This window comes from Mesorhizobium loti (assembly GCA_014189435.1).
GTDB lineage: Bacteria > Pseudomonadota > Alphaproteobacteria > Rhizobiales > Rhizobiaceae > Mesorhizobium > Mesorhizobium loti_G.
This window is the reverse complement of record CP050293.1, coordinates 57,807-75,301: the sequence shown is the minus strand read 5'-3', so window position 1 is coordinate 75,301 and position 17,495 is coordinate 57,807. Positions and strand designations below refer to the sequence as shown.

General features: G+C 63.8%; 17 protein-coding genes and 1 pseudogene. 9 read left to right on the top strand and 9 right to left on the bottom strand.

Annotated elements, in window-relative coordinates; translation table 11 throughout:
* Positions 1 to 170 precede the first annotated feature (170 nt).
* The 3 genes from HB777_00370 to HB777_00360 form a co-directional block, all read right to left on the bottom strand.
* A complete protein-coding gene (locus tag HB777_00370) occupies positions 171 to 1,022 on the bottom strand; it encodes a sugar phosphate isomerase/epimerase (protein QND62508.1) in 852 nt (283 codons plus the stop codon).
* A 37-nt stretch (positions 1,023 to 1,059) separates the two neighbouring features.
* Positions 1,060 to 2,247, bottom strand: coding sequence for a Gfo/Idh/MocA family oxidoreductase (locus tag HB777_00365; protein QND62507.1), 1,188 nt, complete (start codon positions 2,245 to 2,247; stop codon positions 1,060 to 1,062).
* A 148-nt stretch (positions 2,248 to 2,395) separates the two neighbouring features.
* Positions 2,396 to 3,451 carry a sugar phosphate isomerase/epimerase gene (locus tag HB777_00360; GenBank protein ID QND62506.1) on the bottom strand — a complete coding sequence of 352 codons (1,056 nt, stop codon included), beginning with the start codon at positions 3,449 to 3,451 and terminating at the stop codon, positions 2,396 to 2,398.
* Between the two features lie 400 nt (positions 3,452 to 3,851).
* Between HB777_00360 and HB777_00355 the strand changes: the two genes are divergently transcribed.
* The 5 genes from HB777_00355 to HB777_00335 are packed head-to-tail and all read left to right on the top strand — an operon-like array spanning position 3,852 to position 8,102.
* The gene (locus tag HB777_00355; protein ID QND62505.1) at positions 3,852 to 4,739 is read left to right on the top strand and encodes a sugar phosphate isomerase/epimerase; all 888 of its coding nucleotides are present in this window, start codon (positions 3,852 to 3,854) and stop codon (positions 4,737 to 4,739) included.
* Positions 4,740 to 4,798: 59 nt separating this feature from the next.
* A complete protein-coding gene (locus HB777_00350; protein ID QND62504.1) occupies positions 4,799 to 5,968 on the top strand; it encodes a mandelate racemase/muconate lactonizing enzyme family protein in 1,170 nt (389 codons plus the stop codon).
* 2 nt (positions 5,969 to 5,970) lie between these two features.
* A complete protein-coding gene (locus tag HB777_00345) occupies positions 5,971 to 6,687 on the top strand; it encodes a FadR family transcriptional regulator (GenBank protein ID QND62503.1) in 717 nt (238 codons plus the stop codon).
* A gap of 5 nt (positions 6,688 to 6,692) precedes the next feature.
* Entirely contained in the window at positions 6,693 to 7,673 is a 981-nt protein-coding gene (locus HB777_00340) for a hydroxyacid dehydrogenase (GenBank protein QND62502.1), read from the top strand.
* Between the two features lie 42 nt (positions 7,674 to 7,715).
* Complete coding sequence (locus HB777_00335; protein QND62501.1) at positions 7,716 to 8,102, top strand: hypothetical protein; 387 nt, start codon at positions 7,716 to 7,718, stop codon at positions 8,100 to 8,102.
* 18 nt (positions 8,103 to 8,120) lie between these two features.
* On the opposite strand, the gene HB777_00330 is transcribed toward HB777_00335, so the two are convergent.
* Positions 8,121 to 9,416 (bottom strand): amidase, encoded by a 1,296-nt coding sequence (locus tag HB777_00330; GenBank protein QND62500.1) that lies wholly within the window; start codon positions 9,414 to 9,416, stop codon positions 8,121 to 8,123.
* A 106-nt stretch (positions 9,417 to 9,522) separates the two neighbouring features.
* Here HB777_00330 and HB777_00325 point away from each other — a divergent pair, with 106 nt between their 5' ends.
* The gene (locus HB777_00325) at positions 9,523 to 9,870 is read left to right on the top strand and encodes a GFA family protein (protein ID QND62499.1); all 348 of its coding nucleotides are present in this window, start codon (positions 9,523 to 9,525) and stop codon (positions 9,868 to 9,870) included.
* A gap of 97 nt (positions 9,871 to 9,967) precedes the next feature.
* On the opposite strand, the gene HB777_00320 is transcribed toward HB777_00325, so the two are convergent.
* Positions 9,968 to 11,179, bottom strand: a complete 1,212-nt coding sequence (locus HB777_00320) for an MFS transporter (GenBank protein QND62498.1) — start codon at positions 11,177 to 11,179, stop codon at positions 9,968 to 9,970.
* Between the two features lie 184 nt (positions 11,180 to 11,363).
* Between HB777_00320 and HB777_00315 the strand changes: the two genes are divergently transcribed.
* The 3 genes from HB777_00315 to HB777_00305 all read left to right on the top strand — a co-directional run bounded on the left by HB777_00315 (position 11,364) and on the right by HB777_00305 (position 13,954).
* Positions 11,364 to 12,350, top strand: a complete 987-nt coding sequence (locus HB777_00315; protein ID QND62497.1) for an AraC family transcriptional regulator — start codon at positions 11,364 to 11,366, stop codon at positions 12,348 to 12,350.
* A gap of 46 nt (positions 12,351 to 12,396) precedes the next feature.
* Positions 12,397 to 13,368 (top strand): AraC family transcriptional regulator, encoded by a 972-nt coding sequence (locus HB777_00310; protein ID QND62496.1) that lies wholly within the window; start codon positions 12,397 to 12,399, stop codon positions 13,366 to 13,368.
* Between the two features lie 154 nt (positions 13,369 to 13,522).
* Complete coding sequence (locus HB777_00305) at positions 13,523 to 13,954, top strand: DUF4437 domain-containing protein (protein QND62495.1); 432 nt, start codon at positions 13,523 to 13,525, stop codon at positions 13,952 to 13,954.
* Positions 13,955 to 14,026: 72 nt separating this feature from the next.
* On the opposite strand, the pseudogene HB777_00300 reads toward HB777_00305, so the two are convergent.
* The 4 genes and pseudogenes from HB777_00300 to HB777_00285 form a co-directional block, all read right to left on the bottom strand.
* Positions 14,027 to 15,111, bottom strand: a pseudogene (locus HB777_00300) (ABC transporter ATP-binding protein).
* A gap of 106 nt (positions 15,112 to 15,217) precedes the next feature.
* On the bottom strand, positions 15,218 to 16,321 hold the full coding sequence (locus tag HB777_00295; protein ID QND62494.1) for an ABC transporter ATP-binding protein: 1,104 nt from the start codon (positions 16,319 to 16,321) through the stop codon (positions 15,218 to 15,220).
* Positions 16,318 to 16,539, bottom strand: a complete 222-nt coding sequence (locus HB777_00290) for a hypothetical protein (GenBank protein ID QND62493.1) — start codon at positions 16,537 to 16,539, stop codon at positions 16,318 to 16,320. The genes HB777_00295 and HB777_00290 overlap by 4 nt, the downstream gene beginning before the upstream one ends.
* Positions 16,536 to 17,495 carry a carbohydrate ABC transporter permease gene (locus HB777_00285; GenBank protein QND62492.1) on the bottom strand — a complete coding sequence of 320 codons (960 nt, stop codon included), beginning with the start codon at positions 17,493 to 17,495 and terminating at the stop codon, positions 16,536 to 16,538. Before HB777_00285 ends, HB777_00290 begins: the two co-directional genes overlap by 4 nt.

Sequence of the window (17,495 nt, the reverse complement as noted above, 5' to 3'; positions counted from 1 at the left end):
GAGGGGGAGAGGTGGCTCGGCGAAGCCGAGACGGAGTGGGGGAACCACCTTGCAACCGCCGCGAACGCAGATAGAAAATGGACCAGGCGCAATCATCATCGCGCCTCTCACCAAGGGTCGACCCGCACTTCGTCGCGCTGCGCTCGACAGGTCTTTGCGTCGATCAGATGCTAAGCCGCTTTCTTCCACCCGTTCTTGATATGCTTATACCCATCCCGGTACACCGCTTCCGGCGTTTCGGAAAAATCGCGCCACACCTTGGTCGCCGCCGCCAAATCCTTCAGCGAACGGCCGAACGCCTCGATCGTCAGCCAGTCGTCGTAGCCGCTCTTGCGGATGGCCGAGAATGTTTCCTTCCACGGAATGTTGCCGCGCCCGGGCACGCCGCGATCGTTCTCGGAGATGTGGATATGCACGACATTCCGACGGTGTTTCGTGTAGGCGCCGATCGGGTCAGCCTCCTCGATATTGGCGTGGAAAGTGTCGTACATCGCCTTGATGTGCGGCCGGTCGATCGCGTCGATATGCTCCGACAAATCCGCCATAGTGTTGAGGAGATAGCATTCGAAGCGGTTAAGCGCCTCGAGCCCGATGGTGACGTTCTTCTTGCCGGCATGGTCGCCGATGGCGCGTTGCGAGGCGACCGAGCGCTTTTTCTCGGCGGCCGTCGGCCCAGCGCCGGAAAAGGCGCCAAGCGTCGAATGCAGCGGGCCGCTCAGCGTGCTGACGCCAAGCGCATTGGCGCAGTCGATCGCCCATTTCATGTAGTCGACACCGGCCTTGCGCGTCGCCGCATCAGCCGCGATCAGGTTCATCGCCGGATCACCCATGGCTGAAACCGCGGTCCGCTCCAGCCCGATCCGGTCGAGCAGTTCGCCGAGCTTTTTATAGTCGTCCGGCGCGCCTGCGAAGATCGGTATTTCGACGCCATCGAAACCGGTCGCCTTGATGTCGCGCAGCAACGGCTCGTGTTTCTTCGACACCGCCGTCGTCCACAGGAACATACACATGCCGATTTTCATCGACGCCCCCTCCCCCTGGATCCCCCGGATTTCTATTTTAGAGCTTCGTCCACGCCCCATTCTTCTTCGACGACTTCACGCAAGCCTCGATGAAGGCCATGCCTTCGACGCCGTCGTGAATGGTCGGGAAGACGACGTCCTTGGCCGGCTTGCCGCCTTTGCGGCGCGCCGCCCGGATGGCGCGCGCGGCCTCCTGGTAGATGTTGGCGAAGCCTTCGAGATAGCCTTCGGGATGGCCTGACGGCACGCGGCTGACACGCCCTGCCACCGGCAGCGCCCCGGCGCCATTGCGGGTGATCAACTGCTTCGGCTGGCCGAACGGCGTGTACCAGAGATAGTTCGGGTCGGCCTGCACCCATTCCAGCCCGCCCTTCGAGCCATAGATGCGCAGCTTCAGCCCGTTCTCATGGCCGGGCGCCACCTGGCTTGCCCAGATCATGCCCTTGGCCGGATGCGTCTTGCCGGCAGGCTTGAAGCGCAGCATGACGTTGACATTGTCATCGAGCAGCCGTCCCGGCACGAAGGCGTCGAGATCGGCCGACAGGGAATCCAGCTCCAGTCCGGAGACGAAGCGGGCGAGGTTGTAGGCATGCGTGCCGATATCGCCGAGCGCGCCGCCCGCACCTGCCTGTTTCGGATCGCCGCGCCACGCCGCCTGTTTCTGGCCGGTAGCGGCGAGATCCTCGGTCAGCCAGTCCTGGGGATATTCGGACTGGACGATGCGGATGTCGCCGAGCACGCCCTTGGCGACCATCTCGCGCGCCTGCCGCACCATAGGATAGGCGGTGTAGTTGTGCGTCAGCACGAACACCTTGCCGGTCTTCTCGACTATCGCCGCCAGCTTCTTCGCCTCGGCCAGTGTGGTTGCCAGCGGCTTGTCGCAGATGACGTGGATGCCGGCCTCGAGGAATGCCTTTGCCGCCGGTACGTGCACATTGTTGGGCGTGACGATGGCCACCGCCTCGATACCGTCGGGACGCTTGGCTTCGGCCTTGGCCATCTCGGCATAGGACGCGTAGCTGCGGTCGGGGTCGAGCCCGAGCTCTACAGCCGAGGCCTTTGCACGCGCCGGGTCGGATGACAAAGCGCCGGCGACCAGCACGAAGTCGTTGTCCAGGCGCGCCGCGATCCGGTGCACCGCGCCGATGAAGGCGCCTTGCCCGCCGCCGACCATGCCGTAGCGGATCGGGCCGCCTCCCGTTTCCGACTTCGATGCGCCGACCATGTTTTTCTCCTTGGCTGTTGCTCACCTCCCCCTTTGAGGGGAGGTCGATCCGCGCAGCGGATCGGGTCATTGAGGCAGAGCTCGGCATGAACCGACCCCTCCCGGCCCTTCGGGCCACCCTCCCCCTCAAGAGGAAGGGAAAGTCGAGCTAGATACCCATCATGGCGCGCAGCACCTTCTTGTCTGTAGCGCCACCGGCGAAATCGTCGAATGCCTTTTCCGTGACCCGGATGATATGATGCTCGATGAACGGTGCGCCCTCGGCCGCGCCGTCTTCCGGATGCTTCAGGCAGCACTCCCACTCCAGCACCGCCCAGGAATCGTAATTGTACTGCGTCAGCTTGGAGAAGATGCCGCCGAAATCCACCTGTCCGTCGCCCAGCGACCGGAAGCGGCCGGCGCGGTTGGTCCAGCTCTGGTAGCCGGAATAGACGCCTTGCCGGCCGGTCGGATTGAACTCGGCGTCCTTGACGTGGAACGCCTTGATGCGCTCGTGGTAGATGTCGATGAATTCCAGATAGTCGAGCTGCTGCAGCAGGAAGTGCGACGGATCGTAGTTGATGTTGCAGCGCTTGTGGCCACCGACCGCGTCGAGGAACATCTCGAAAGTGGCGCCGTCGAACACGTCCTCGCCGGGATGGATTTCGTAGCCGATATCGACGCCATTGTCCTCATAGACATCGAGGATCGGCTTCCAGCGCTTGCCGAGTTCGGCAAACGCTTCCTCGATCAGCCCGGCCGGCCGCTGCGGCCACGGGTAGAGGTAAGGGAAGGCCAACGCTCCCGAGAAGCTCACCGAGGCCTTCAGGCCAAGGTTCTTCGACGCCTTGGCGCCGAACTTCATCTGTTCGACCGCCCATTTCTGCCGCGCTTTCGGATTGTTGTGCACCGAGGCCGGCGCAAAGCCGTCGAACTGCGCATCATAGGCCGGATGCACCGCCACCAATTGCCCCTGCAGATGCGTCGACAGTTCGGTGATCTCGACGCCGGCGTCCGCGCAGATGCCCTTCACTTCGTCGCAATAGGCCTTGGAAGAGGCCGCCTTCTTGAGATCGAACAACCGCGCGTCCCAGGTCGGGATCTGCACGCCCTTGTAGCCGAGACCGGCAGCCCATTTGGTGATCGACGCCAGCGAGTTGAACGGCGCGGCGTCGCCCGCGAACTGCGCCAGAAACAGTCCAGGGCCCTTCATTGTCGTCGGCATCGGCATCCTCCCTCATTGTTCTCGCGACCGAGCATAGCGCCGATTGGAAGCAGGGCCAGCCACTTTGGTCTTTTCTCAACGGGCGCTTGCAAGCACCACCATTCTGGTATTACCAAATATGGGAATTTGGTCAAGCCTCGCTAAGCGCCCTCAAGACCCTGAGTCTACACGAGAAATGGATATATATCTCAATATAATCAATGAAATAATTCGCGCAGAAAGTTGCGTCCCCGCACTTCTTGCCGTACCCGAGAATTTGCTGTAGACCTCCCTTCAGGCCCAATTGGTCGAACCAGTTTGCGAGAAAAGGCTGGGGATGCCTTGGGGAGGAACCCTTGCGTCGCCTTTTGGCGATGCATGTCGCAGGCGAACCATAAAGACGAATTGGGAAGGACAGACCATGCATCTTTCGACGCACAACTGGATGCGCGCGGAACCCTTGGAGACGACGCTCAAGCGCATCAAGAAATTCGGCTATGAGTCGATCGAGATTTCCGGCGAGCCCGAGCAGTACAAGACCAAGGAGACCCGGGCGCTGTTGAAGGAGCATGGCATCCGCTGCTGGGGCGCGGTGACGCTGATGCTGGGCGAGCGCAACCTCGCCGCCAAGAACCAGGGTCAGCGCGAGCGCTCCGTTCAGTATGTCAAGGACGTGCTGACCATGGTCAGCGAACTCGATGGCGAGATCATCACGCTTGTTCCGGCGACCGTCGGCAAGGTCGTGCCTGACGGCACCGAGGAGGAGGAGTGGAAGTGGGTTGTCGACGCGACCCGGGAATGCTTCACCCATGCCAAGAAGGTCGGCGTCAAGATCGCCGTCGAGCCGCTCAACCGCTTCGAGACCTATCTGTTCAATCGCGGCGCACAGGCGCTGGCACTGGCCGACGCGGTCAGCCCCGAATGCGGCGTCTGTCTCGATGCCTACCACATCCACATGGAAGAATTTAACGTCTATGACGCGATCCGGCAGGCCGGAAAGCGCCTGTTCGATTTCCACGTCGCCGACAACAACCGTTTCGCCGCCGGCCTCGGCCAGATCGACTGGCCGAAGATCGTCGCCACATTGCGGGAGATCGGCTACGACGGCGCGCTGACCAACGAATTCGTCGCGCCCGTCGACCGGACACCGGCGGCACCCTATCCCGACATGGTCGAGCGCAATCCGGTCGACATCTCGCCCGAACAACTGAAGTTCATCCAGGACCACGGCTCCAGCGTGCTCACGGAAAAATTCTACACCGACCAGATGCGCATTAACGCCGAAACGTTGCTGCCGCTGATCAAGTAGTCGACCGCCTCTGGGAAGTTTGCCCTTCCGCCCTGACCGGCGGCGGGCTGGGGAAGAATATGCGCATCAAGACCGTTCAAGCCTGGTGGGTCCGCATCCCGATCGAAGCCGCTCGGCAACACCGCAGCGACTTCGGCCAGGTGACGACCTTCGACGCCGCCATCCTGCGCATCGAGACCGATGACGGGCTGGTCGGCTGGGGCGAAGGCAAGAATGCCGCCGGCAGCGCCGGCAGCTACGGCGCCCTCGTCCACATGCTGAACCATGAGGTCGGGCCGCAATTGATCGGCCGCGATCCGGCCGACATCGGCGTCATCTGGGAGATGCTCTACAATGGCGTGCGCCATGACAGCGCCGCCCGCGCCGGCCATGCCATGCCGCAGCTGGCGCGGCGCGGCATGAGCATCGCGGCCATCAGCGCCGTCGACATCGCGTTGTGGGACATTCTCGGCAAATCGCTTGGCGTGCCCGTCTGGCGGCTGCTCGGTGGCCGCAAGCTCGATCGCATGCCGGCCTATGCGTCCGGCGGCTGGGCAGCCGCCGACGCCATCGGCGAGCAGTTGAAATCCTATATCGCCAAGGGCGGCTTCAAGGCGCTGAAGATGCGGGTCGGCGCCATGGACGGCGCGGCACACATTTCCGCCACCCGCGTGCGTGCCGCACGGCAGGCGCTCGGCCCTGATGTCGAGTTGATGGTCGACGCGCACGGCACCTATACGGTGGCCGAAGCCAAGCGCTTCATCCGCCTCGTCAACGATCTGGATCTCGCCTGGTTCGAGGAGCCTATCATCGCCGACGACAAATCAGGCATGGCTGAAGTGCGGGCATCCGGCGCCGTTCCTATCGCCACCGGCGAAAGCGAGGCGACACGCTATGCCTTCCGCGACCTCGCCGTGCTGAAAGCCGCCGACATCTTCCAGCCCGATCCCGCCTTCTGCGGCGGCATCAGCGAGGCGATGAAGATCGGCACCATCGCCAGCGCCTTCAACCTGCGCTTTGCGCCGCATCTGTGGGCCGGCGCGCCCTGCTTCTTCGCCGGCTTGCATGTCTGCGCCGCCTCGCCGTCGAGTTTTACCGTCGAATATTCGCTCGGCGCCAACCCGATGATCCACGATCTGATCGAAGAGACTGTCGAAGCCAAGGACGGTATGATAGCGATCCCGGAAAGACCGGGTCTGGGATTCACCATTTCGGAGCGGTTCCTGGAGGCGCACGCGCAACGCGATTGACGATGAAAGAAAAGAACCTCCTCGCGGAACTCGCCGCCTACCTGTTCTCCCATTCGGACAAGGAGACCGGCCGCACGCCGTCTGAGCGCGAACTGGCGGAGCATTTCGCCGTCAGCCGCGGCCAGATCCGCGAGGCGCTCGCCATCCTCGAAGCCATGCGCATCGTCGAGCGCCGGGCCAAGTCCGGCATCTACATCGACACCAAACAGGCCAGCGTCGAAGCGATGGCGCTTTTTGCCCGCGCGGGCCTGCCGCTCGACCCGATCCAGATCTACGAGACGGTCGAGCTGCGTAAGATCCACGAGATCAAGGCGGCCGAGCTCGCCTGTTCGCGCGCCACCGAGGAGAATTTCGAGCGGCTGCGCGAAATCCTGAAAGCTTCGGAAGAGCGCATCGCCGCAGGCGAAGGCCTGGCCAGGGAAGACCGCGAATTCCACCTGGAGATCGTGCGCGCCACCAAGAACAGCGTCTTCCACAATGTCTGTTCCGTCTACTACATGATGGGCGAGCAGCGCCTGCCGATCTATTTCAACGACCCCGAGCGCAACGTGCGCTCGCATGCCGAGCACATCCAGATTTATGAGGCGCTGCTGCGCCGCGACGGCAATCTCGCACAGGCGCTGATGAGCGCCCATCTGCAGGGTGCCGAGAGCTATTGGAAAGGCCTGATCGAGGGCCATGGCGAGGAGCCGCAAAGCTCGGCGCTCGAAAGCGCCTGATCGACATGGCCCGGATCCTCACGACCCACCCTCTACATCCGCGCGCCTCGGCTATGCTGGCCGGCGCCGGCGAGCTCGTCGTCGCCTCCGCCATCGATCCAGCCACACTGGCTGCGGAGGCAAGGAATGCCGACATCGTCATCGTGCGCGCGCCGCTGCCGCCACAGCTTTTCGACGACGCGAAGCAGCTGAGGGCGGCAATCCGCCATGGCGCCGGGCTCGACATGATCCCGATGGAAGCAGCAAGCGCCGCCGGCGTGCTGGTGGCGAACGTGCCGGCGGTCAATGCCCGCTCGGTTGCCGAGCATGTCATGTTCACCGCGCTTGCGTTGCTCCGGCAATTCCGCAGGGTCGACCGCGACCTGCGCGGCAAAGGCTGGCTTGCCGGCCGCGAGCACGCCAATGCCAACATCGAGCTTGCCGGCAAGACAATCGGCATCGTCGGCCTTGGTGCCGTCGGCCAGGCGGTCGGCCATATCGCCGCGCACGGCTTCGACCTGAAGGTGGTGGCAACGACGCGCAGCATGCAGCCGGCCCCCGACAAGGTCGGTTTCCTGTCGATCGACGCCCTGGTCGAGCAGAGCGACATCATCGTTCTATGCTGCCCGCTGACGCCGGAAACGCGCGGCCTGATCAGCCGTGAGCGGATCGCGCGCATGAAACCGCATGCGCTGCTGATCAACGTGTCGCGCGGGCCGGTCATCGATGACGACGCCCTGATCGAGGCCTTGCAGGAACGGCGCATCGGCGGCGCCGCGCTCGACGTGTTTGCGACGCAGCCGCTGCCGTCGAACCATCCCTATTTCGGCTTCGACAATGTCATCATCACGCCGCACATGGCCGGCATCACCGAGGAATCGATGATGCGCATGGGCGTCGGCGCGGCAGGCGAGGCGTTGCTGGTGCTGGCGGGCAAACTGCCGGTCAATCTGCGCAATCCCGAAGTGGTCGATCACTATCGGCGGCGGTTTCCGACGAGCGTGTAACACATCGCTGTTTCGCCCCAATTCTCCGCAACGTTGGGAGCCATGTACGGTCCTCGCCTCGCATTCCTGATAGTCGCCGGTTGTTCGCTCTGCGCCATGCCGTCATTCGCGGCCGAAAGCAGCTATGTCTATTGCGACAACGGACTGCGTTGCTTCAAGGCGCCGTGCCCGTCCAACAGCGCGCTCGACCTTGCCACCGGCACGGTCATCAAGGGCGTGTCGATCGACGCCAGCGGATTGCCGCAGGCCGACAAGGCGATAACGGATCATTCCGATGCGCTTTCTGCCGGAAAGATCGTCGTCAGGGGGACAATCGAACACCGCATCCAGACCATTACCGGCAAGGACTACAGCCTGCCCTGGCTGGTCGCGACCCGCATCGTGCGCACCGCCAAGGACAGCGAACGCAAGCACTGTTCGTCGCACTGATAGTCAGTCCAGCCCTGGTCACGCGCCAAGTAGCGATTCTATTTCAGCAGCAATCCGCAGCAGACGCCGGTCATGCCCGTTGCGCGCCACCAGCATCAATCCGGCCGGCAGCGCCGTGCTTGGCATCGGCAGCGAGATCGCGCAGAGGTCGAACTGGTTGGCGACCTGCGTGTTGCGCAGCAGCAGGCCTTCGGTGTGGTCGCGCAGCTCGGCATCTTCAGCCATCGAAACGATGGTCGGCGCTGTCACCGGTGTGGTCGGCAAGACCAGCACATCGACCGATGCCAGCCGCTCGTCCATGGCGGCGACGAGCGCTGTGCGACGGCGCATTGCCCTGATGTAGACAGGCGTCGGCAGCATGGCTGCCCGCGACAAAGGCCCGCTGACATGCGGGTCGACCGGCACCGGTGCCCCTGTCGCCAGCCAGTCGGCATGCACTTCGGCCCCTTCCATCGCAGCAATCGAACCACGCTTGGTGGCCGCGCGCATATCGGCAAGCAGATCGTCGATCGACACGTCTGCGATCCGCGCGCCCGTCTGCTCGATCTTGCCAAGGCAGCGGTCGAATGCAGTCACGACCTCGCCTTCCGTCTCTTCGAAAAGGACGCCGCGCGAGATGCCGATGCGAAGCTCACCAAGCGCAATCGGCGCCAGCGCGGTTGGCGCCTCGCCGGCCATCACAGCGTCGGCAGCGGCACACTGGGCGACGGTTCGGGCAAGCGGTCCGATCGAGTCCAGCGTGGCGGACAATGGGAAGGCGCCGGCAAGCGGCACCCGTCGCGCTGTCGGCTTGAAGCCGACAACGCCATTCAGTGAAGCCGGAATGCGTATCGAGCCGCCGGTGTCGGAACCGATCGATATCTCGCTCGTCCCCTCGCCGACGGAAACGCCGGCGCCCGAGGAAGAACCGCCCGGAATGCGACTGGCGTCCACGGCATTGCCGGGCGTGCCGAAATGCTGATTGTCGCCGATCGCCGTGAAGGCGAATTCGGTCATGTTGGTCTTGCCGATGATGACCCCGCCGGCCTGCCGTAGCCGGCTGACGACAGCGGCATCGTGCGAGGCGGGCGCGGCGGTCTTGCGCATCAGTGAACCGGCCGTGGTCGCCTCGCCGCTGACATCGAACAGATCCTTGATCGAGACAATGTTGCCGTCGAGCGGCCCGAGCTTCACACCTGCCCGCTGGCGCGCATCGCTGGCGTCAGCCGCCGCCCGCGCGGCTTCGGCATAAAGCTTCGTGAACGCGCGCTCTTCACTGGCACGGGCGGCAAGGCGCGCAAGGATGATTTCCAGTTGATCACGGACTGATTGCATTTTCGGTGTCGGACTCCAGACGCCTTGAACGTCCTTGGGGCATGGCTTGCCGAGACTTAACCCGGCGCAGGCGGTTTTGCACCCTGTCGAATACGAGGAAAATCCGATGCTTTACAAAGGCAGCTGCCACTGCGGCAAGGTCGCCTTCGAATTCAAGGCCGAACTGACCGGCGCCATCAGGTGCAATTGCTCGATCTGTTCGCGCAAGGGTGCTCTGTTGTGTGCCATCCCGCACGGGACCTTGCAGGTCCTGGCTTGGGGCGACGACCTCGGCACCTACACATTCGGCAACCATGCCATCGCGCACCGGTTCTGCCGGGCCTGCGGCATTCATCCCTTTGCGGAGGACGTTCGCGAGGGCAGCGAACGCAGTGCCTATGTCAACATCAACTGCGTGGCCGATCTCAACCCCTCGACCCTGTCGGTCTTCGATTTCGACGGGCGGTCGGCCTGAGTTCGTTCGTCCCTGCCATCACAATGGCAGCGGCCCGAAAACCGTGATGGTTCTCGGGCCGATGCGCAGCGTCAGGAAAGCCTGATCTGCGTCCAGGCTACTCGGCGCGCTTCGGGCCGCGCAGGAACACCACGACGGCCGCCAGCAGCGTCGCCGCGCCGCAATAGGCGAAGGCGCTGGCCACGCCGGCATGGTCGACCAGCAGGCCGCCGAAGACGGCGCCGAGCGCGATCGCCACCTGGAACGTCGCCACCATCAGTCCGCCGGCGCTTTCGGCCTGATCGGGCGCGGCCCGCACCAGCCAGCTCTGCAGCCCGACCGGCACGGCGCCGAAGGCAAAGCCCCAGACCGCAACAGCGGCGGCGGCGACCGTCGGCGAAGCGCCGAAAACCAGCATCGAGGCGGCGGCCAGCGCAATCAGCAGGGGCGCCAGCGCAACCGCTGCCTTGAGGCTGCGTTCGGCCAGGATGCCGCCCGCGACATTGCCGAAGAAGCCGCCTATGCCATAGGCCAGCAGCACCAGCGAGATCGTCTCGATGTCAAGCACGGGCACCTTCTCGAGGAAGGGGCGAACATAGGTGAAGCCGGCAAAGTGTCCCGAAGCGACCAGCAGCACGACCAGCAGGGCTATCCTGATCGACGGACGCTCCAGCACGTCGAGCAAGGTGCGGAAGCTCGCCACGCCCACGGGCGGCAATTTGGGAATGGTGGCCAGTTGTACCAGCAATGCCAGCGCGGCAACGACGGTGGCGATCATGAAGGCAGTGCGCCAGCCCCAGATGTCACCCACATAGGCGCCGACCGGCGCCGCGCAGACGGTCGCCAGCGAAACGCCGGTGAGAATGATCGACATGGCGCGCGGCATCAGCCGCATCGGCACCAGCCGCAGCGCCATGGCCGCCGACATCGCCCAGAAGCCGCCAAGTGCTACGCCGAGCACGACGCGGGCAAGCAGAAGCACGGGCAGCGATGAGGCAAAGGTGGCCAGAAGGTTGGACAGGATCAGGAACACCGTCAGCATCCACATCACCAGCCTGCGGTCCATGCGCCTGGTGATGATGGCCATGGTGGGTGCGGCAATGGCGCCAACGATCGCGGTGGCCGTCACCGCCTGTCCGGCCACGCCCTCGCTGACGCCGAGATCGCGCGCCATCGGCGTCAGCAGGCTGGCGGGCAGGAATTCAGCGGTGACCAGTCCAAACACCCCAAGCGCCAGGGATACAACGGCACCCCATGCCGGTTCGGTTCGCTCATCGGAATCTGCATTCACTAGTGTGGCGTCGATGACGCCTGTAGAAGGGTCGGCCATGGTCAGTCTCCGGTCTGTTTGCAGCGCCACGTAGGAAATGACCGGTCGGGAGTTCCACCCGTTACATGCCTTGCCCTCACGGTTTGGCACTATGGTCTGATTTCAGCTTGTTTGCGCTGCAGCATTTAGCTGCAGTGCAACATAGGGAGTGACCACCTGGAGTTTCCATGCTAGAAACCCCATCATGTTTGACCATTCGTCCAAAATTCCAGTCACCGGCGACCCGCTGACCGACATTTTGAGGGGCCTGCGCCTCGATGGCGTCGAATATGGCCGCTGCGAAATGAAGGAGCCCTGGGGCATCCAGTTCCCAGCCCAACCCGCGGCGCGGTTTCACTTCATCGGCCGCAGGGGTTGCTGGCTGAAGCAGCCGTCCGGCGAATGGGTGCAGCTCAATGCAGGCGATGCGATCCTGCTGCCGCGCGGCGGTGCCCATGTGCTTGCCAGCGAACCCGGCGCCCAGACCTGGCCAATCCACGGCTACGCGCTCGAGGAGGTCTGCAAGGACGTCTACTGCACGTCGAACGAAGAGATGTGCGGCAAGGACTGCAAACCGGGAACGCTGCTGTTCTGCGCCAGCATGTATTTCAATCTCGATGGCCTGCATCCCCTGCTCGGCATGATGCCGGACGTGATGCGCACGCATGAGCTGGAAGCCTACGAACCCGGCATTCCGCACCTGCTGGAGTCGATGGCGCGCGAAGTGACGATGGAGCGCGTCGGTTCCGGCGGCATCCTGGCGCGGCTGGCTGACGTGCTTGCCGCCACCGTCATCCGCTCATGGGTCGAGCGCGGCTGCGGCGACTCGTCCGGCTGGATCGCCGCCGTCAGGGACCGAGAAATCGGCCGCGTGCTGGCCGCCATCCATCTTGAACCGAACCATGACTGGACGGTCGAGTCGCTGGCCCGGATGATGGGCGCCTCACGATCGGGATTTGCCGAGCGCTTTGCCACCATCGTTGGCGAAACGCCGGCAAAATATGTCACCCAGGTCAGAATGCATCAGGCGCGACAGTGGCTGATCCGCGACAGGATGAAGATCTCCGTTGTTGCCGCGCGTCTCGGCTATGAATCGGATGCCGCCTTCAGCCGCGCCTTCAAGCGCGTCATCGGCTCGGCGCCCAGCCACCTGCGCGCCGAGGAACAGGCTGATATCCGTCAGGCCAACTAACGCATGGAGGCCGTGACGGACTGGTGATTCCAGGCTAGAAATCGGCATGGTTTTCACCCCATCCAGGACTGTCGTGCCGGCCCCAGGCGGTCCGCTGACCGACATGTTGCGCGGATTGCGGCTCGATGGCGTCGACTACGGCCGCTGCGAACTTGGTGAGCCGTGGGCCGTGTTGTTTCCAGCCCAGAAGGCGGCGCGGTTTCACTTCATCGGCCGCCGCGAATGCTGGCTGTTTTCGCCATCCGGGGAATGGATTGAACTGAAGGCCGGCGATGCATTGCTCTTGCCGCGCGGCGCCGAGCATGTCCTTGCCAGCGCGCCAGGCATCCATGCCGTGCCGATCGAAAGCTACAGTGTCGAGCCTTTGCAGGACAACGTCTTCAGCGTCTCGAACGGAGGCCAAGGCCCGAAAACCCTGCTGTTTTGCGGCAGCATGCACTTCAACCTGGACGGATCGCACCCCTTGCTGGGCATGATGCCGGACATGATGCGCGCCAAGGAATTGATGGCGGGCGAGCCCGGCATTCCGCACCTGCTGGAAGCCATGGCCGGTGAAGTCACCATGAACCGGCCCGGCTCCGGCGGCATGTTGGCGCGGCTGGCCGACGTGCTGGCTGCAAGCATCATCCGTTCATGGGTAGAGAACAGTGGCGGCGACACCAGCGGCTGGATCGCGGCGATCAAGGATCGCGACATCGGCCGTGTGCTGGCGGCCATTCATCTGCAGCCCGACAGGAACTGGACCGTCGAAGCGCTCGCCCGCGAAATGGGCGCCTCGCGTTCGGCCTTCGCCGAACGCTTCGCGGCCGTCGTCGGTGAGACGCCGGCAAGATATGTCGCCCGGGTACGCATGCATCAGGCACGGCAGTGGCTGATCGGCGATCGGATGCGGGTTTCCACAGTCGCCGCGAGGCTGGGCTACGATTCCGAAGCGTCGTTCAGCCGGGCGTTCAAGCGCATCGTCGGCATCGCGCCCAGCCATCTGCACGCCGTCGACGGCACCTCCGAAGACCGCTGAGGCCATCCCGCCCCCGGCTGCCGTGGATTGCCGGATCTGGATGAATTGCCAAGCCTTCCGGACGCAATGTCATGGCCGAGCCAACCACATGCAATAGCTTGCCATGGCCAAGCAGTAGGAGGCCGGCGGCAAGCCGGCCCGAAGAGGAGAACTTATGTCAAGACATCTGAAGGTCATCGCATTCACAGTCATGCTTGCGGTTCCCGGGCGCGCGCTTGCGCTTGAGGACAGCTACCTGCCGGCCGACAAGGTTCCCTATGTCGCGGAAGTCCCCGACCAGCCGCATCGCCTCGGCCCGTTATGGGGCGAACGGGCCAAGGGTCCGGCAGGCACGTTGCTGAAGGTTCCCGGCAACTGGCGTGCACCAGTCCATGCGCACACCGCGGACTATCGCGCGGTGGTCATAAAGGGGCTGTGGGCGCACTGGCAGATGGATGGCGGCGAGGCGACCAAGGTCGAGCTGCCTCCGGGATCCTACTGGACCCAGAAGGCCAATGAGATGCATGACGACGCCTGCGTCTCCGACACGGAATGCGTGATCCTGCTGATCAACGACACGCCCTACGAAACCTACTTTCAGAAATAGCCGGATCCACAGAGGCAGCGAGCTCTGCCCGTTGGCTGGCCGGCGGCATGGGCGTGCATGAAAGCCGATAACTCAGCTGGCGTGGCGAAGGCTAATCCCGCTGCCCTTGTCGAACAGCACCACCTTGTCCGGATTCCAGGCAAAGCGCACCGCCTGCTCGATGGCGACATCGGTCCTGGCTGGCACGGTGGCACGCAGCGTCGCGTCGCCGACACGCAGCGTCAGGATCTTTTCGACGCCATGGTTCTCGACATCGTGGACGCGTGCCTCCACCGGCGCGCCGCTCTCGAGATAGACATCCTCGGGACGAATGCCGAAGACGAGCGGGCGACCATCGATCGCCGCACTCGCCTTCGCACCCCCGAAAATGGCAGTTCGAAATTCAACGGCGCCATCACCGCGCGGCCATTCACAAGCTTGCCGTCGATGAGGTTCATCGGCGGCGAGCCGACGAAGCTCGCCACATAGGTGTCGCGCGGGTTGTTGTAGATCTCGTGCGGCGTGCCGGTCTGGACGATGCGGCCATGGTTGAGCACGCCGACCTTGTCGCCCATCGACATCGCTTCGATCTGATCGTGGGTGACGAACAGGAAAGTGGCGCCGAGCTGTATCTGCAGGTTCTTCAGTTCCGTGCGCAGGGCCTCGCGCAGTTTGGCGTCGAGCGCCGACAGCGGCTCGTCCATCAGGAACACGCGCGGCTTGCGTACGATGGCGCGGCCGATGGAGACGCGCTGCATCTCGCCGCCCGACAGCTTGTCGGTCTTGCGGTCGAGCAGATGCTCGATCCGCAGCGTGCGGGCGGCGCGGTCGACGCGATCCTTGATCTCGGCGTCGGGCAGCCGGCGGATCTTCGGCTTCAGCGGGAATTCGAGATTTTCGCGCACCGTATAGCGCGGATAGAGCGAGTATTGCTGCAGCACCAGCGCCACGTCGCGCTCGGCCGCACCCCAGTCGGCAACGTCGACGCCGTCGATGAAGACCTGGCCTTCGCTGGGCTTCTCCAGCCCGGCGATCAGCCGCAGCGTCGTCGTCTTGCCGGCGCCCGTCTCGCCCAGCAGCACGAAGAATTCGCCGTCGGCGATGTCGAGATCGAGCCCGGTCAAGGCGGTGTGGTTGCCGAAGGTCTTCGAGATGTTCTTGAGCTGGATATGGGCCATGTCTACCGTCTCAATTTCTTTTTCGAGGGCGTCTGCCCTCCGCTATGGCTGCGGGCGTTCGATTGTTCGAAAGGCCAAATCGTTGGCCTTTCGTGCCCTTTGGCCATCACAATCTCACTTCCAGCGACTTGCCGCTTGCCGTGTCGAAGAAATGCGCCTGGGCCGGATCGATCCTGGCGAACACCTTCTCGCCGGGACCGCCGACGAAGCCGCTCTTGGTGCGTGCCCGCAGCATCTTGGAGCCGACCTTGAGGTCGACGATATCGAAGGAGCCGAGCGGTTCGACGATCTGCGTCTCGACCGGCAGGAACCCGTCGGCCGCATCGTGGCGGATGAGGACGCCTTCCGGCCGGATGCCGAGCGCCAGCTGGCCGCCGGCATGACCGTTGAGTTTTGATAGCAGCGCCCGCGGGAACTCGAAGCCGGCGGCAGCGCCGCCGACCGTCACCGAGACCGAGGACGCTGTCTCGGCGACCGCCGCATCGGCGACATTCATCACCGGGCTGCCGACGAATTGCGCCACGAACAGGTTTGCCGGACGCGAATAGACCTCGTCCGGCGAACCGACCTGCTGCAGCACGCCTTCATGCATGATGACGATGCGGTCGGCGAGGCTCATCGCCTCGATCTGGTCGTGCGTGACATAGATGGTGGTCGAGCCCTGCTTGATGTGCAGCCGCTTGATCTCGGCCCGCATCTCCTCGCGCAGCTTGGCATCGAGCGCGCCGATCGGTTCGTCCATCAGCATCGCCTTCGGCCGCCGCACCAGCGCCCGGCCGATGGCCACGCGCTGCATGTCGCCGCCTGAAAGCGCCGACGGCTTCTTGTCGAGCAATTCGGTGATCTGCAGCGTCTTGGCGACCGAGCGCACTTCCTGTTCGATCTCGGCCTTGCTCTTGCGTGTGGCGCGCAAGGGGAAGGCGATGTTCTCGTAGACGCTCATATGCGGATAGAGCGAGAACGACTGGAAGACCATGGCGATGTCGCGGTCGGCGGCCTTCAGATGCTGGATCGGTTTGCCGTCGATGAGGATGTCGCCCTCGTCGATCGTCTCCAGTCCGGCGATGGCGCGCAGCGTCGTCGTCTTGCCGCAGCCCGACTGGCCGAGCAGGACGATGAACTCGTTGTCGCTGATCTTCAGGTTGAGGTCCTTGATGACCTGGACGGCGCCGAAGAATTTCTGGACGCCGCGAAGCTCGATCTGGGTCAATGCTGTGCTCCCGGATTTCGCACCTGGCCGGTGCCGGCCTTCTCCTCAGGCGCAATCTTCGAGGTGATGTTGAAGCCGATCAAGCCGATCAGGGTGATGGTCAGGCCGTAGGTGTGCAACAGCAGGTTCCAGGGCTGGCAGAGCGCGATGATGCCGAGCACCATCAGCACCTGCGAACCGGGCTCCAGATATTTCTGGTTGATGGCGCGAAAGCTCATTTGCGGATTGCTCCGAAGGACATGCCGCGCAACAGATGATTGCGAAGCAGGAAGGTGAAGATCGCGACCGGTAGCAGGAACAGGAAGGTTCCGGCGGCAATCACTGTCCAGTCCGGCAGGCCGGAGCCGACCTGGCTGGGGATGAACGGCGGCGCCGTCTGGGCGCGGCGGTTGGTCATGATCAGCGCGAAGGCATATTCGTTCCACGCCGTGATGAAGCAGAACACGGCGGTGGCGGCGATGCCGGTGGCGGCCTCGGGCAGCACGATCTTGAAGAAGGCCTCCATGCGCGTATAGCCGTCGACCAGGGCCGCCTCTTCATACTCCTTCGGGATCTCGTCCATGAAGCCCTTCATCAGCCACACCGAGAAGGACAGGTTGAAGGCTGTGTAGAGGATGATCAGGCCGATATGGGAATCGTTGAGGCCGACCGCCCGGTACATCAGGAACATCGGGATCGCCACCACGACCGGCGGCAGCATGCGTGTCGACAGGATGAAGAAGAGCAGGTCCGCCTCCCCCTTCACCTTGAAGCGCGAAAAGCCATAGGCGGTGAACGTTCCCATGCCGACCGCCAGCACCGTCGAGGTGATGGCGATGATCAGCGAGTTCAGGAAGCGGCTTGGATATCCCGACCACTGCACCTGGCCCTTGCCGTCGCGCACGATCTTCTCGCCGCCGTCGAAGACGACGCGCTCCCACCACGGGGCGGCGGCATACTCTTCCGGTGTCGGCGGGCTGCGCATTTGCGAGCGCTTGGTGAACAGCTTCACGAATGGCGATATTTCCGGCTGGAAGACGACCGTTGGCGGGATGGTGGTGGCGAGATTGCGCGGCTTGAACGCCGTCGATGCGATCCAGTAGATCGGCGCCAGGAAGATGATCGTCACCACCAGCACCGCGACGATGGCGACGCGATTGAGACCGATTTCGGAAGAAGTGCGGACGGCGGCCAT

Bases quoted from the DNA above. Each gene is read 5' to 3' on its own strand.
- HB777_00370 (QND62508.1), bottom strand. From the start codon at position 1,022: ATGAAAATCGGCATGTGTATGTTCCTGTGGACGACGGCGGTGTCGAAG.
- HB777_00365 (QND62507.1), bottom strand. From the start codon at position 2,247: ATGGTCGGCGCATCGAAGTCGGAAACGGGAGGCGGCCCGATCCGCTAC.
- HB777_00360 (QND62506.1), bottom strand. From the start codon at position 3,451: ATGCCGACGACAATGAAGGGCCCTGGACTGTTTCTGGCGCAGTTCGCG.
- HB777_00355 (QND62505.1), top strand. From the start codon at position 3,852: ATGCATCTTTCGACGCACAACTGGATGCGCGCGGAACCCTTGGAGACG.
- HB777_00350 (QND62504.1), top strand. From the start codon at position 4,799: ATGCGCATCAAGACCGTTCAAGCCTGGTGGGTCCGCATCCCGATCGAA.
- HB777_00345 (QND62503.1), top strand. From the start codon at position 5,971: ATGAAAGAAAAGAACCTCCTCGCGGAACTCGCCGCCTACCTGTTCTCC.
- HB777_00340 (QND62502.1), top strand. From the start codon at position 6,693: ATGGCCCGGATCCTCACGACCCACCCTCTACATCCGCGCGCCTCGGCT.
- HB777_00335 (QND62501.1), top strand. From the start codon at position 7,716: ATGTACGGTCCTCGCCTCGCATTCCTGATAGTCGCCGGTTGTTCGCTC.
- HB777_00330 (QND62500.1), bottom strand. From the start codon at position 9,416: ATGCAATCAGTCCGTGATCAACTGGAAATCATCCTTGCGCGCCTTGCC.
- HB777_00325 (QND62499.1), top strand. From the start codon at position 9,523: ATGCTTTACAAAGGCAGCTGCCACTGCGGCAAGGTCGCCTTCGAATTC.
- HB777_00320 (QND62498.1), bottom strand. From the start codon at position 11,179: ATGGCCGACCCTTCTACAGGCGTCATCGACGCCACACTAGTGAATGCA.
- HB777_00315 (QND62497.1), top strand. From the start codon at position 11,364: ATGTTTGACCATTCGTCCAAAATTCCAGTCACCGGCGACCCGCTGACC.
- HB777_00310 (QND62496.1), top strand. From the start codon at position 12,397: ATGGTTTTCACCCCATCCAGGACTGTCGTGCCGGCCCCAGGCGGTCCG.
- HB777_00305 (QND62495.1), top strand. From the start codon at position 13,523: ATGTCAAGACATCTGAAGGTCATCGCATTCACAGTCATGCTTGCGGTT.
- HB777_00290 (QND62493.1), bottom strand. From the start codon at position 16,539: ATGAGCTTTCGCGCCATCAACCAGAAATATCTGGAGCCCGGTTCGCAG.
- HB777_00285 (QND62492.1), bottom strand. From the start codon at position 17,495: ATGGCCGCCGTCCGCACTTCTTCCGAAATCGGTCTCAATCGCGTCGCC.